We start from the raw sequence: 13,090 nt of genomic DNA on the forward strand, positions 1-13,090 counted from the left end.
CGCATTGCCTTTGCTGTGTGGCGATCGGGCAAGCCGTTTGATGCTCATCGCATCACCCCAAGCGCTTGACTCGAACCATAGAACCTTTGCCGGGCCACAGGGTGCGTCCCCCTCCGGGGGAAGGCGCGCAGCGCCTCAGGGGGAGTTAGTGCACCACCACCGGGTTTTGCGCCAGGCCCGCATAGCGGTCGAGCGCGTCTTCCACTTCTTCCTGGGTGGGGGTGTCGCGCTGCCACGCCAGGATCTGTTCCTGGAACATTTCGGCCCACGAGCCGTCCAGATACACCTCTTTGCCGGACCGCTTGTCCACGATCTCGAAACCGTGGCGGGCGAGCTGGGGAAGGGCGGGTGCAGTGTCGTTGAGCACCGGGCCGGCGATTTTCTCCACGGCGTCGGGCAGCATGTGGACCACCACGAAGGATTCTGAGTCGTAGAGCATGTGCATCGTGTTCCCCTTGTCGATATAAAAGTCAGATGACAGCGGGTTCGCAGAGTTCAAGGCCCAGGGCGGCTTCGGTGGAGCGCTGGCAAGCTTGTAACGCCTTGCGCCGCGCCCCGGTTATCAGGGGAAGCCCGCCCCGGTATGGCACCTGAACTGCGGTCCAGTATTTCACGAAAAACCGGCCTCTCCGGGCTGGTGGGTCTTTTTTACCGCCCCACCCGGCAGGTGGCGCGAGGACGCAACACCTTTGGGGCGTAGGCCGGTGCGGACGCTGGCGGTGGGTGGATGGGCAGGCATGCGGGCGCCTGTGCGGCCGCCATGGCCCGTGACGGCCCACCTTCCTTGGTTTGCCCTCGGGATGGTTCTCATCAGGGCGCGCTGCTGCTGCGCAGCAGCAGGTCGGCGAAGTCTCCGTTCGCCTGGGTCAGCTTGATGCGCACCGGCAGGTAGTTGAGGCCGGGCGCCACCCACAGCTCGGCCTTCTGGTCGTAGTCCTTGCGGGGCAGGCGCAGCAGTTTCAGCGCGGGGGTGGGGCCGGCGGGCAGGTCCAGGGTTTCAGGGCCTTCGACGGTGAACGTCCAGCGGTCGGCGGTGCGGGCGCTCACGGTGGTGAGCGTGACCTGGGTGCCGGGCGTGAACCGGCCCGGGTCGGCCGCCAGCATGGCGCCCAGCTGGATGAACAGGCTCAGCCGGTCCTGCGCGCCCGGGCCCACGGCGGCCTCGGGCGTGTTGGCGCTGAAGGTCACGCGGCCCTTGGCATGGTCGAAATGCGCGGCCTGTTCGCTGCGGGACTTGTCGGAAAACTTCTCGGGCAGCAGGCCCTGGGCGGTGATGGCGCCCACGCTGCGCTGCGTGCGGCTGCCCACCAGGAAGGCGCTGACCTCCTGGCGCGCCTCGTAGCGGCTGCCGTCGTGCTGCCACAGCAGCTCGGCGCGGGCGCTGTACGCGAACTTCTTGGCCTGCCCGCTCACGTCGAAGGCCAGCCGGGTGGGGGCTGGAATGCGCACGGGCGGCGGCGGCGCGGCGGCATTACGGCCCGTGCCGGAGCCTGGGGGCGCAATGTCGATGCCTGCGGCGGTCGTGGGTTCTTCAGCGGCGGGCGCAGAGGCGGCCTGCGCGGGTGGTTCTGCCGGGGCGGCCGACGCCGGGGCTGAGGCAGGGGCTGAGGCAGGGGTGGCAGGGCCTGGTGCCGCCGCATCGGTTGCTGGCGCTGCGGCCGCGGGGTCTGCGCTAGCCTCTGCGCCCGCCACCTGCACCGGGCTGTCGGGCTGGGCCGCTGGCAGATCCGCCTCAGTGGGCGATGGAGATGGCGATGGCGACGGTGCAGCCGCCGGTTTCTTGCGCGGCACGGGCTTGGCGGCTACTGCCACTGGCGGGGCAGCGGGGGGGGCTACGGTCGGCGCAGGGGCTGGCGTGGCCGGTGCTGGCAGCGGGGCGGGCACGCTGCGGGTGCTGAAGACAGGCCCCGCCGCGGGCGGCTGGGGGCTGTCCCACGCCAGGGGCACGCCGTGCAGCACCAGCCAGTGCAGGGCCAGTACCAGGGCGGTGATGAGGACCAGGGCGCGCCGGGGCATGCAGTGTGTCGCGGAGCCGGGGGTGAATCAGGCGCTGCCCGCGCCCAGGTCGCTCGACAGCTGGGCCGCGGCCGCGCGCAGGGGCGCGTCGATGGCGCCGCCCCACTCGGGGTCGAAGGTGGCGATGGAGCCCAGCGTGGTGATACCCAGCTCCAGGTGGCCGTCGGCGTCGAACACTGGCGCGCAGAACGCCACGATGCCGGGCAGCAGGGTGTCGACCACGCGGGCCACGCCACGCTGGCGCACGTCGGCCAGCAGGGTGTTCACCTCGCCCATGGTGGCGGGCAGGTCGGCGCGGCGCATCTTGACCGCGCGGGCCAGCTCGTCCTTGAGCAGCGGCGCCACCACCTCGGGCGCCATGTGGGCGGCAAAGCAGCGGCCGGTGGCGGACGAGAGCAGCGGCATCACGTCGCCCAGGCGCAGGTTGGCAGTCACGGCCTGGGAGGATTCCTCCCAGTGCACGATGGTCGGGCCGTGGTTGCCCCACACCGCCAGCGCCAGCGTGTGGCCGATGCCTTCCATCAGCGCGGGCATGCGTTCGCGCGCCAGCCGTACGGCGTCGAGCCGCGCCAGCGATGCCAGGCCCAGCTTGAGCGCCGCGGGGCCCAGGTCGTAGCGGGCGGTGCGGCTGTCCTGCGTGACCAGGCCCAGGCGCTGAAAGCTCACCAGGTACCGGTGCGCCTTGGCCGCGCTCATGCCGGCCGAGGCCGCCACATCCTTGAGCATCAGCGGCCCGCGCGAGCGGGTCAGCCCCTCCAGCAAGGCAAAACCGACCTCCACGGACTGAATACCTGCACGTTCTTTGTCCATGTGCACTAAAATTCGCTAGTTTTGTTTAGTTAAATCAATTTACCCAAGCGTAATTTCGCTAAGGGTACCCTTCCACCACCCTGAGACAAAGGTCCTGCCACCATGAAACTTGCTACCTACAAAGACGGCTCGCGCGACGGCCAACTGGTCGTTGTCTCCCGCGATCTGGGCACGGCCCATTATGCGACCGGCATTGCCAGCAAGCTGCAGCAGGTGCTGGACGACTGGGGCTTCCTCTCGCCCCAGCTGCAGGACCTGTACGACCAGCTTAACAACGGTCGCGCGCGCCACGCCTTTCCCTTCGACCCCGCCCAGTGCATGGCACCGCTGCCGCGTGCGTACCAGTGGGCTGACGGCTCGGCGTACATCAACCACGTTGAACTGGTGCGAAAAGCGCGCAACTCCGAAGTGCCGGAGAGCTTCTACACCGACCCGCTGATGTACCAGGGCGGCAGCGACGACTTCATCGGCCCGCGTGACGACGTGGTGGTTCCGAGCGAAGCCATGGGCATCGACTTCGAGGCCGAGATCGCCGTCATCACCGGCGACGTGAAGATGGGCACCAACGCCGACCAGGCGCTGGACGGCATCCGCCTGGTGATGATCGCCAACGACGTGAGCCTGCGCAACCTGATCCCGGCCGAGCTGGCCAAGGGCTTCGGCTTCTTCCAGAGCAAGCCCGCCACCGCCTTCGGCCCCGTGGCCGTCACGCTGGACGAGCTGGGCGACGCCTGGGACCACGGCCGCGTGCACCTGACCGTGCAGTCCACCTGGAACGGCCGCAAGGTCGGCATGTGCGACGCCGGCCCCGAGATGACTTTTCACTTCGGCCAGCTCATCGCCCACGTCGCCAAGACGCGCAACCTGCGCGCCGGCTCCATCATCGGCAGCGGCACCGTGAGCAACAAGGGCGTCACCGACGCCAGCGGCCGCACCGAATGGCCCAAGGGCTACAGCTGCATCGCCGAAAAGCGCTGCATCGAGACCATCCAGGACGGCAAGCCCAGCACCGACTTCATGAAGTTCGGCGACACCATCCGCATCGAGGTCAAGGGCAAGGACGGCGCGAGCATCTTCGGCGCCATCGACCAGACGGTCGCAGCGCCTGAAGCCTGAGCCGCGACGGCCACTGCCACTGCAACTGCAACTGCAACTGCAACCATCGCCGCAGCCAGTGGCTGCTGGTTGCGACTGCGGTAGCGGTAGCGGCGCATGTGCAGCGGCCTTGCCCAGCAGGGCGCACCGTGCGCACCGCGCGTCCTTCGGGATGCGCCTGCCAGCCCACCCCCCACCCGTTCGGGCTGAGCCTGTCGAAGCCAGGGCCGATCAATCGAATCCCGTGTTCAGCCCCAGGCTCCCGCAGCCGGTGCAAAATACCCATAAAAACAGGCCCTACCGCTTGATAGTCAAGCGCTGGCAGCTATCAAATCAATAGTAACCACAAGGAGACAACCCCATGCAACGCAGAACCCTCTTGTCCGCCCTGGCCGCCGCAGGCGCCACCTCCGCCGCTCCCTGGGCCGCAGCCCAGCAGTCCGCGTGGCCCGACCAGCCCCTGCGCTGGGTCGTGCCGTACCCGGCCGGCGGCGGCACCGACGTGCTGGCGCGTACCGTGGCCGAGGCCATGCGCCAGACGCTGGGCCAGCAGATCATCGTGGACAACCGCCCCGGCGCGTCCACCAACATCGGCGCGCAGATGGTGGCCACGGCCAAGCCCGACGGCAACACCTTCATGTCGGCCGACAACGCCGTGCTGGCCTTCAACGAGCACCTGTTCACCAAGCTGCCGTTCAACCCCGAGAAAGACTTCACCTACGTGGGCGGCATCAGCCGCTTTCCGCTGGCGCTCGTGGTCAACCCCGCGTTCGAAGCCAAGACCGTGAAGGAATTCCTGGCCTACGCGCGCGCCAACCCTGGCAAGCTCAACTACGCATCGCCCGGCAACGGCTCGCCGCACCACCTGGCGATGGAGATGTTCAAGAACCGCACCAAGACCTTCCTCACCCACATCCCCTACCGGGGCGCCGCGCCTGCGCTGCAGGACGTGATGGGCGGGCAGGTGCCCTGCATGTTCCTGGACCTGGCCGCCGGCCTGCCCGTGATCACCTCGGGCAAGGTGCGTGCGCTGGCCATCGGCTCGGCCAAGCGCGTGGCTGCGCTGCCAGACGTGCCCACGCTGGCCGAAGCCGGTGTGCCCAACACCGAGGTATTCGCCTTCCAGGGCATCCTGGCGCCCGCCGGTTTGCCCGCGGCCATCACGGCGCGCCTCAACGGCGACCTGAACAAGGCCCTGCTCAACCCCGCCGTGGTCAAGCGCATGAACGACTTCGGCATGGAAGCCCTGCCCGGCACGCCCGAGCAGTTCCGCGCCATGGCACGTGCCGAGTCCAAGCGCTGGGGCGAGATCATCAAGGCCGCCGGGGTGAAGCTGGACTGACCGGGCTGGTCGCGCAGACCGGGGGGGCCGCCCCCGGTCTGCGTGCCATCGCCCCAGGGGCAAGACAGCGCGTGGCGGGGGCTGCCACGCCATGTGCCTTCAACCTTCCGTCTCGGGCGCTTCGCTTGCTTCCGCATCCGGGTCCAGCGGTGCATAAAAGCCCGCGAAGGGTCGGGTGAACGGCGTGCCATTGAAGGTGTGGGTGCAGCACCGGCACCGGGGCACCAGGCTGGACGGGCCGACCACCTGGTCGACCAACTGCAGCGTCCCTGCATCATCCACGTACAGGCCGTTGTAGTAACTCGATTCACCGACCAGCACGTACCGCCGCCGCTCGTTCGGGCGGCGCGCCACCAGCCAGAAGATCGGGTCGGGGCGGTCCAGCCGCGCCAGGGCCTCGCTGTACACGCCGTCCCACGGTGCGCCCACCTTCGAGATCAAAAACCTGAACAGCGGGGTGTAGTCCAGCCCCAGCTGGCGCCGCCCGTGCATGGGGCTGCGCACCGGCTCATCGCCCTGAGTGGCGCGCGCATTCCGGTCATCGCTGAAGTCCCCGCCCCGGCCGTGGTGCACGCGGTGCGCGGTGGTGTTCACCTTGCGGTAGAGCGGCTCCTTCCTGCGCGGGCGCCTTGCTGCGGTTCTCTCGTTGGGGTTTATGGACGGATGCTTCTGGCGGCGGGTGCCGTTCGCGCCGCCGATTTTGCCCTGTGCCTGCCTACTCCGGCAGGTGGCACACCGCTTCCACGTTGTTGCCTTCGGGGTCGATGACGAAAGCGCCGTAGTAGTGCTCGTGGTAGTCGGTGCGCAAGCCAGGGGCTCCGTTGTCTTTGCCGCCCGCGGCGATGGCCGCGGCGTAGAAGGCGTCCACCTGCGCCCGGTTGGGCGCGCGCCAGGCCAGGTGGCAACCCGTGGTGGCCGGTGCGCCGCCGTAGGGCGAGGGGCCGTCGATGAACCATACATCGGCCTTCTTGCCGTCGGGCTCGGACGCATCGGGGTAGGCAAAGCCCAGCATGTTGGAGCCGTAGTTGCCCTCGAAGCACAGGCTGTAGCCCAGGGGTGCCAGGGCGGCGCTGTAGAACTGTTTGGCGCGCGCGATGTCGGTCACGCGGAAGGTCATATGGTCAATCATGGGAGTGCTCCTTTTTGGGGGTATGGCGTGCATGTCTCTGTTCTCTTCATGCACCACCAATACTGTATTTAAATGCAGTATCTGTGGCAAGCACCAAAACGCCCAATCCGGTGGCGCCGCCCCCCGTCGCTGCCGGGCCAGTTCCCGTCAGTTCCACCCCTCCAGCACCAGCTTGCCGCGGGCCTTGCCGCTTTCGATCAGCGCGTGCGCGCGCTGGAGGTTCTCGGCGTTGATGGTGCCGAACCGCTGGTCCAGCGTCGTGCGGATCAGCCCTGCGTCCACCAGCTGCGCCACTTCGGTCAGCAGCCGGTGCTGGCCGACCATGTCGTCGGTGCCGAACAGCGCGCGCGTGAACATCAGCTCCCAGTGCACCGACACCGACTTGCGCTTGAATTTCGTCACGTCGAGCGACACCGGGTCGTCGATCAGCGCGAACCGGCCCTGCGGCGCGATGGCCTCCACGATCTGGTCGAAATGCGCGTCGGTCTGCGTGAGGCTCACGATGATGTCCACCGCGGGGTGGCCGATGCGCGCCAGCTCCTGCGTCAGCGGCTTGCTGTGGTCGATGACGTGGTGGGCGCCCAGGTCGCGCACCCAGGCCTGCGTCTCGGGGCGCGATGCGGTGCCGATCACCGTGAGGCTCGTCAGCCGCGCCGCCAGCTGCGTGAGGATGGAGCCCACGCCGCCGCTCGCGCCGATGATGAGCAGGGTCTTGTGGGTGGGCTGCTTGCCGGGCGCCACGCCCAGGCGGTCGAACAGCAGCTCCCATGCGGTGATGGTGGTCAGTGGCAGGGCGGCGGCCTCGGCAAAGTCCAGCGACTTCGGGGCGTGGCCGACGATGCGCTCGTCCACCAGGTGCAGTTCGCTGTTGGTGCCGGGGCGGGCGATGGAGCCTGCGTACCAGACGCGGTCGCCGGGCGCAAAGAGCGTCACGTCCGGGCCCACCGCGCGCACGATGCCGCTGGCGTCCCAGCCCAGCACCTTGTGGTCCGGCCCGTCGCCACTGCGTGCGCTGCTGTTGCGCACCTTGGTGTCCACGGGGTTGACCGACACCGCATGCACCTCCACCAGCAGGTCGCGGCCAGTGGCCACGGGGTCGGGCAGGGTGATGTCGAGCAGGGCGTCGGGGCGGTCGATGGGGCCTGGTTGGGTGTAGCCGATGGCTTTCATGGGGAGGACTCCGGGGTGGTCAAACAATGGGTGAAGCGATTGAAGCAATGGTCGGGTTTGTGGGTCTGTTTGCAAATAGGCAGGCGATTGAATTCATATTCAATGAAAATTTGAAAATACCGGTTGCCGTCCCTCCCGCCACCTCTCAGACAAGACCCCATGAAAAGCCTGCAAGACCTCGACATCTTCGTGCGCACCGTGGACAGCGGCAGCCTGTCGGCCACCGCACGGGCGCTCAACCTCACGCCCGCAGCGGCCAGCGCCGCCCTCAAGCGCCTGGAGGCGGAGCTGGGCGTGGCGCTTTTCGTGCGGTCCACCCGCAGCCTGCGGCTCACGCAGCAGGGCGCGCTGTTTCTCGAGCACTGCCGCCCCGCACTGGCCGCGTTGCACCAGGTGCGCGGCCAGTTGCAGGGTGGGCGTGCCAGTGCATTCGAAGGAACGCTGCAGCTGGCGGCGCCGTCCGACCTGGGGCGCAATGTGCTGCTGCCCTGGCTGGACGCATTCCAGTCGGAGCACCCGGGCGTCGACATTCGCCTGCAGCTGTCCGACCGCGTGGCCAATGTCTACAGCGAGCCGGTGGACGCGGCCTTTCGCTACGGCAAGCCGCAGGACTCCGGCCTGGTGGCGTTGCCGCTGGCGCTCGACCACCGGCGCGTGCTGTGCGCCGCGCCGGCCTATGTGCAGGCCCACGGCGCGCCGGACGCGCCGCAGGCGCTGGCCGACCACGCCTGCCTGTGCTTCATGCTCGGCAGCGACGTGCACGACCGCTGGCGCTTCTGGGACGCGGCGGGCCAGGAGGTGCTGGTGCGCGTGCGCAGCCGCAACGTGGCCAACGACGGCGACGCCGTGCGCCGCTGGGCCGTGCTGGGGCGGGGCATTGCCTACAAGTCGTACTTCGACGTGGCCGACGACCTGGCCGCCGGGCGCCTGGTGCCGCTGTGCCCGGGCTTTGAGACCGAAGCCGTGCCGCTGTACCTGGTGGCGCCCAGCCGCCACCAGATCACGCCGCTGGTGCGTGCGCTGCGGGACTTCATGGCCGAGCGGCTGCAGTCGCTGGCCAGTGCGGCGCCGGGCCCTGCACGGGTAGGGTAAGTACAGACGGCTGCCCCCACCCTGGCCGCAGGTGCCATGGCAGCGCAGGTGCCCAGCGCACAAGGCCGCATCCGGCGCCTTCTGTGCGGTGGCCGTGCGGTGTTTGTGCAATGTTCGTACGCTTGCCGCTACAGTCGGTCACCGCCGGGCCCCCTGTGCCGCGCGACAAGTCCACCGCCCACCAGGAACCCGCCGCTTCCATGTCCGTACCCGCCCCACCCGAATGGACCGCCGCATTGCGCCGCGCCCTGCCGCTGGCCGCCCTGCAGCCCGGCGATGTGGACTACTTCCTGGTCAGCCCCGGCGGGCGTTATGTGGCCTGCACGACCCATGCCCTGCACACGGTGCTGATCGACACCGCGCAGCGCCGCTACGCCGTGCTGGCCGACTGGAGTGTGCGCGGGCTCGACGATGCATCGGTCGAGCTGGAGTCCGACGAGACCCGCAGGCAGGCGTTCCCGGTCTATGCCGACCTGTGGCAACCCGCATTCACCGACCCGGCGCTGCCCTGGCAGCCGGCCAGGGACTGACCCATGGCACCTGTCACCCCTTCAGCGTTTCGCGTACCCGGCGCGGTCTGGGCCGGGTGGGGCGTGCTGGCTGTGGGGCTGGGTGCCTCGGTGGCCATGGCCAGCGGTTTTGGGCAGTCCATGGCCTGCGGCACGTTCGGCCTGGACTGCGTGGCGATGGCTTTCGGCATGCTGCTGTTCACCTTGTGCGTCACGCTGGTCCTGCTGCTGCGGGGCTGGAACGCCATGCGTCGCCATGGCGCGCAGGGCGGCGCGTGGGCTTGGCTCGTCATGGTGTTGACGGCAGGCACCGCAGGTGTGGTGGCCCTGGCGATCTTGTTTCTGCTGGGGTTCGTGGTGCTGGTGGTGGTGCGATAGGTCGTCAGGGTGGGCGGGGCAGGGCGGTGCTTGAGCGCTGAGTGGTTGGCCGGTTGGTGGCGGTAACCACAGCGCGCACACCATCGCAGGGCCGTCCCGAAGTGTCCCCGGGCCGTGCCGTGTTGTTGCCAAGGCGACCGGCATGCCGGGCACGCCGGCGACACAATGCACCCCCACCCAAGGACTGCCAGGATTGCCATGCTGAACTTCGACTTCCACAACCCCACCCACATCGCCTTCGGCCAGGGCCGCATCGCCGACCTCGACAAGCTCGTGCCCGCCGCGGCCAAGGTGCTCATCCTCGTGGGCGGCGCCAGTGCCGAGAAGACCGGCACGCTGGCCGAGGTGCGCACGGCGCTCGCCAGCCGCCAGCACGCCACCTTCAGCGGTATCGAGCCCAACCCCAGCTACGAAACCTCGATGAAGGCCGTCGCGCAGATCCAGGGCGGCGGGTTCGACTTCCTGCTTGCGGTGGGCGGTGGCTCGGTGATCGATGCAGTGAAGTTCATCGCCGCGGCCGTCAAGTTCGAAGGCGGCGACCCCTGGGCCATTTTGGAAAAGCACGGCCGCAACGTCACCGCCGCGCTGCCCTTCGGCGCCGTGCTCACGCTGCCCGCCACGGGCTCCGAGATGAACAACGGCGGCGTCATCACCCACCGCGCCAAAGGCGCGAAGCTGGCCTTTGGCAGCAACCACACCTACCCCGTGTTCTCGGTGCTCGACCCCACCAAGACCTACACCCTGCCGCCCCAGCAACTGGCCAACGGCGTGGTCGATGCCTTCGTGCACACGGTGGAGCAGTACCTCACCTACCCGGTCAACGCGCCCGTGCAGGACCGTTTTGCCGAAGGCATCCTGCAGACGCTGATCGAGATCGGCCCGCGCCTGCTGGCCGCCCCCGAGCCCGTGTACGATGACCGCGCCAACCTCATGTGGGCGGCCACCATGGCGCTCAACGGGCTGATCGGCGCGGGCGTGCCGCAGGACTGGGCCACGCACATGATCGGCCACGAGCTCACCGCGCTGCACGGCATCGACCACGCGCGCACGCTGGCCATCGTGCTGCCTGCGCTGCTGCACGAGCGCCGCGGTGCCAAGCGCGCCAAGCTGCTGCAGTACGGCGAGCGCGTGTGGGGCATCACCACCGGCACCGACGACGATCGCATCACCGCCGCCATCGACCGCACGCGCGCATTCTTCGAAAGCATGGGCATCGCCACGCGCCTGTCGGGCTACGGCCTGGGCGCCGACACCGTGGGCGCCGTGGTGGCGCAGCTGGAGGCGCACGGTATGCTGCAGCTGGGCGAGCAGCGCGAGATCACACCCGCCGTGAGCCGCCGCATCCTCGAAGCCGCTCTGTAAGCCAACGCCGCAACCTGCGCCGCACCAGGGTGCGTCTGCGCGGATTGCGGGTACGGTGAAAGGCTTTACGTTTCCACTCACCCCCAGAAAAGGATCGCAATGGCCCACATCCTCATGGTTCTCACGTCCCACAGCGAGTTGGGCGACACCGGCAAGAAAACCGGCTTCTGGCTGGAAGAGTTTGCCGCCCCGTACTACGTGTTCAAGGATGCGGGGGCCGAGGTGACCCTGGCATCGCCCCAGGGCGGCCAGCCCCCGCTGGACCCCAAGAGCGATGCGCCCGATGCGCAGACCGATGCCACGCGCCGCTTCAAGGGCGATGCCGCCGCCCAGGCGCACCTGGCCAGCACCCTGAAGCTGTCCGAAGTGAACGCGGCCCGGTTCGACGCCGTGTTCTACCCCGGCGGCCACGGCCCGCTGTGGGACCTGGCGTATGACACGCAGTCCATCGCCCTCATCGAGGCCACCCTGGCCGCTGGCAAGCCCCTGGCGGCCGTGTGCCACGCGCCCGGCGTGCTGCGCGGCGTCAAGGCGACAGACGGCACGCCCCTGGTGCGCGGCAAGAACGTGACGGGCTTCACCAACGGCGAGGAGGCCGCTGCGGGCCTGACGGACGTCGTGCCCTTCCTGGTGGAGAACATGCTCATGTCGCACGGCGGCCTGTACACCAAGCAGGCCGACTGGCAGCCGCACGTGGTCACCGACGGGCTGCTGATCACCGGGCAGAACCCGGCGTCGTCGGAGCCTGCGGCGCAGGCGCTGCTCAAAGCGCTGGGTTGATGCCCACGGGCCGGGCTGGCCTGGCGCGCGACAGCGAGCTGGCCGCCCGGCCTCCTAACCACCAGACGGGCAACAACCCGTCACCCAGCGCTCGTCCGCACACGGCTCGCGCCCGTCGCCTGCCACTTCGCGCCACGCCCGCGCATTTCGTCGCATGCCGCTGCCTTTGCCGGCCCGCGGTGCCTACAGTGCCGCCATGCAGCACCGACCGTCACTCCACGGTCGCGGCCCCTGGCACTCCAAGACGAAAGGCACACCGTGATCCTCCTCCTTGTTCTTCTTTCCCTCGCCCTGCGGTGGGCAGCGCGGCATGTCCGGCCCGTGGCGGCCACCGCGTTCGTGGCGCTGGCCGCACTGGCAGCTCCCGCATCGGCCCAGCACGCCGGCCTGCGCACCCTGGTCGTGCCCGGTGGCGAGCCGATCAACGTCGCGCTGTTCTACCCCACCGTGCGCAGCGCGGGCGTGGTGCAGCTGGGGCCCTGGCGCCCGGTGGTCGGCCTGGGCGCGCCCGTGTCGGCCGAGCCGCTCAAGGGGCTGATCCTGGTGTCGCACGGCACGGGCGGCAATGAGCTCGCGCACCACAACCTGGCCACGCGCCTGGCGGCGGAGGGCTACCTCGTGGCCGCTGTGCGCCACCCGGGCGACAACTGGCAGGACCGCTCCATGATCACCTCGGGCCGCTACTTCGGCGAGCGCCCCCGCCAGGTCAGCCGCGTGCTCGACGCTTTGCTGGCCAGTCCCGAATGGGGCCCCCGCATTCCGGCCGGCCGCATCGGCGCACTGGGCCATTCGGCCGGCGGCTACACCGTGCTGGCCCTGGCCGGCGCCCAGGCCGAGCCCGCCCGTGCCGCGCAGCATTGCCGCAGCGTGCAGGACGACCCCGGTTTTTGCGGCCTGGCCCAGGGCCCCAAGGCGCTGCAGCCGGTCGCCGCTGCCAACACGGCCATGCCCGCCAACGTGGTGCCCGACGGCGCCCTGGTCTCCGTGCCCGACCCGCGCATCCGCGCCATCGTCGCCCTGGCGCCCATGGCCGTGGTGTTCACCCCCGAGAGCCTCAAAGCCGTGACCGTGCCGGTGCTGCTGCGCGTGGCCGAGCAGGACGCCGTGCTCACGGGCAAGTACCACGGCGGGCTGGTGGCCGCGAATCTGGCCACCGCGCGGGCGGACACCGTGCCGGGTGCCGGCCACTTCGCCTTCATGGCCCAGCCCAGCCAGAGCCTGCCGTCCGACGCGGGCGACGCCGCCGCCAACCCGGCGGGCTTCGACCGCGTGGCCTACCACGCGGTGCTGGAAGAGCAGGTGGTGCAGTTCTTCGCGCAGCAGTGGCGCTGAGTCTGAATTTTTAAGATAAAAAAGCTGCCTACCGCTTGTCTGGCAAGCGCAAGCAGCTATCAAAAGTGTAGTGTC

At 69.2% G+C, this 13,090-nt stretch carries 14 protein-coding genes; 8 read left to right on the plus strand and 6 right to left on the minus strand.

Annotated elements, in window-relative coordinates; genetic code table 11:
- Positions 1-145: 145 nt before the first annotated feature.
- The 3 genes from ASF16_RS07955 to ASF16_RS07965 form a co-directional block, all read right to left on the minus strand.
- Entirely contained in the window at positions 146-445 is a 300-nt protein-coding gene (locus tag ASF16_RS07955; RefSeq protein WP_056165082.1) for a DUF3567 domain-containing protein, read from the minus strand.
- A 365-nt stretch (positions 446-810) separates the two neighbouring features.
- Complete coding sequence (locus ASF16_RS07960; protein WP_056165084.1) at positions 811-2,016, minus strand: DUF3108 domain-containing protein; 1,206 nt, start codon at positions 2,014-2,016, stop codon at positions 811-813.
- Positions 2,017-2,043: 27 nt separating this feature from the next.
- Positions 2,044-2,826, minus strand: a complete 783-nt coding sequence (locus ASF16_RS07965; RefSeq protein WP_056165086.1) for an IclR family transcriptional regulator — start codon at positions 2,824-2,826, stop codon at positions 2,044-2,046.
- Between the two features lie 102 nt (positions 2,827-2,928).
- Here ASF16_RS07965 and ASF16_RS07970 point away from each other — a divergent pair, with 102 nt between their 5' ends.
- Together ASF16_RS07970 and ASF16_RS07975 are read left to right on the plus strand one after the other, a co-directional pair.
- Positions 2,929-3,942 carry a fumarylacetoacetate hydrolase family protein gene (locus ASF16_RS07970; RefSeq protein ID WP_056165088.1) on the plus strand — a complete coding sequence of 338 codons (1,014 nt, stop codon included), beginning with the start codon at positions 2,929-2,931 and terminating at the stop codon, positions 3,940-3,942.
- 340 nt (positions 3,943-4,282) lie between these two features.
- Positions 4,283-5,263, plus strand: a complete 981-nt coding sequence (locus tag ASF16_RS07975) for a tripartite tricarboxylate transporter substrate binding protein (protein WP_056165091.1) — start codon at positions 4,283-4,285, stop codon at positions 5,261-5,263.
- A 99-nt stretch (positions 5,264-5,362) separates the two neighbouring features.
- On the opposite strand, the gene ASF16_RS07980 is transcribed toward ASF16_RS07975, so the two are convergent.
- From ASF16_RS07980 to ASF16_RS07990, 3 genes are all read right to left on the minus strand, one after another.
- The gene (locus ASF16_RS07980) at positions 5,363-5,857 is read right to left on the minus strand and encodes a hypothetical protein (RefSeq protein ID WP_200926879.1); all 495 of its coding nucleotides are present in this window, start codon (positions 5,855-5,857) and stop codon (positions 5,363-5,365) included.
- A 121-nt stretch (positions 5,858-5,978) separates the two neighbouring features.
- Positions 5,979-6,392, minus strand: coding sequence for a VOC family protein (locus ASF16_RS07985; protein WP_056165175.1), 414 nt, complete (start codon positions 6,390-6,392; stop codon positions 5,979-5,981).
- Between the two features lie 147 nt (positions 6,393-6,539).
- On the minus strand, positions 6,540-7,562 hold the full coding sequence (locus ASF16_RS07990; protein WP_056165092.1) for a zinc-binding alcohol dehydrogenase family protein: 1,023 nt from the start codon (positions 7,560-7,562) through the stop codon (positions 6,540-6,542).
- A gap of 159 nt (positions 7,563-7,721) precedes the next feature.
- Between ASF16_RS07990 and ASF16_RS07995 the strand changes: the two genes are divergently transcribed.
- From ASF16_RS07995 to ASF16_RS08020, 6 genes are all read left to right on the plus strand, one after another.
- Positions 7,722-8,654: a LysR family transcriptional regulator gene (locus ASF16_RS07995; RefSeq protein ID WP_056165094.1), complete on the plus strand. Its 933-nt coding sequence runs from the start codon at positions 7,722-7,724 to the stop codon at positions 8,652-8,654.
- Between the two features lie 200 nt (positions 8,655-8,854).
- Complete coding sequence (locus ASF16_RS08000) at positions 8,855-9,184, plus strand: hypothetical protein (RefSeq protein ID WP_156371991.1); 330 nt, start codon at positions 8,855-8,857, stop codon at positions 9,182-9,184.
- A gap of 3 nt (positions 9,185-9,187) precedes the next feature.
- Positions 9,188-9,541, plus strand: a complete 354-nt coding sequence (locus ASF16_RS08005) for a hypothetical protein (protein WP_156371992.1) — start codon at positions 9,188-9,190, stop codon at positions 9,539-9,541.
- Positions 9,542-9,739: 198 nt separating this feature from the next.
- Entirely contained in the window at positions 9,740-10,903 is a 1,164-nt protein-coding gene (locus tag ASF16_RS08010) for an iron-containing alcohol dehydrogenase (RefSeq protein ID WP_056165101.1), read from the plus strand.
- A gap of 99 nt (positions 10,904-11,002) precedes the next feature.
- Complete coding sequence (locus tag ASF16_RS08015; protein ID WP_056165103.1) at positions 11,003-11,683, plus strand: type 1 glutamine amidotransferase domain-containing protein; 681 nt, start codon at positions 11,003-11,005, stop codon at positions 11,681-11,683.
- A 258-nt stretch (positions 11,684-11,941) separates the two neighbouring features.
- A complete protein-coding gene (locus ASF16_RS08020) occupies positions 11,942-13,015 on the plus strand; it encodes an alpha/beta fold hydrolase (protein ID WP_235507297.1) in 1,074 nt (357 codons plus the stop codon).
- The last annotated feature ends 75 nt before the right edge of the window (positions 13,016-13,090 follow it).

The sequence above is a fragment of the Acidovorax sp. Leaf78 genome (assembly GCF_001422735.1).
Lineage (GTDB): Bacteria > Pseudomonadota > Gammaproteobacteria > Burkholderiales > Burkholderiaceae_C > Acidovorax.

Excerpts from the sequence above, each read along its gene's own strand:
- ASF16_RS07975 (WP_056165091.1), top strand. The coding sequence starts at position 4,283 with ATGCAACGCAGAACCCTCTTGTCCGCCCTGGCCGCCGCAGGCGCCACC.
- ASF16_RS07960 (WP_056165084.1), bottom strand. The coding sequence starts at position 2,016 with ATGCCCCGGCGCGCCCTGGTCCTCATCACCGCCCTGGTACTGGCCCTG.
- ASF16_RS07965 (WP_056165086.1), bottom strand. The coding sequence starts at position 2,826 with ATGGACAAAGAACGTGCAGGTATTCAGTCCGTGGAGGTCGGTTTTGCC.
- ASF16_RS08000 (WP_156371991.1), top strand. The coding sequence starts at position 8,855 with ATGTCCGTACCCGCCCCACCCGAATGGACCGCCGCATTGCGCCGCGCC.
- ASF16_RS07990 (WP_056165092.1), bottom strand. The coding sequence starts at position 7,562 with ATGAAAGCCATCGGCTACACCCAACCAGGCCCCATCGACCGCCCCGAC.
- ASF16_RS07995 (WP_056165094.1), top strand. The coding sequence starts at position 7,722 with ATGAAAAGCCTGCAAGACCTCGACATCTTCGTGCGCACCGTGGACAGC.
- ASF16_RS07985 (WP_056165175.1), bottom strand. The coding sequence starts at position 6,392 with ATGATTGACCATATGACCTTCCGCGTGACCGACATCGCGCGCGCCAAA.
- ASF16_RS08005 (WP_156371992.1), top strand. The coding sequence starts at position 9,188 with ATGGCACCTGTCACCCCTTCAGCGTTTCGCGTACCCGGCGCGGTCTGG.
- ASF16_RS08010 (WP_056165101.1), top strand. The coding sequence starts at position 9,740 with ATGCTGAACTTCGACTTCCACAACCCCACCCACATCGCCTTCGGCCAG.
- ASF16_RS08015 (WP_056165103.1), top strand. The coding sequence starts at position 11,003 with ATGGCCCACATCCTCATGGTTCTCACGTCCCACAGCGAGTTGGGCGAC.
- ASF16_RS07970 (WP_056165088.1), top strand. The coding sequence starts at position 2,929 with ATGAAACTTGCTACCTACAAAGACGGCTCGCGCGACGGCCAACTGGTC.
- ASF16_RS07955 (WP_056165082.1), bottom strand. The coding sequence starts at position 445 with ATGCACATGCTCTACGACTCAGAATCCTTCGTGGTGGTCCACATGCTG.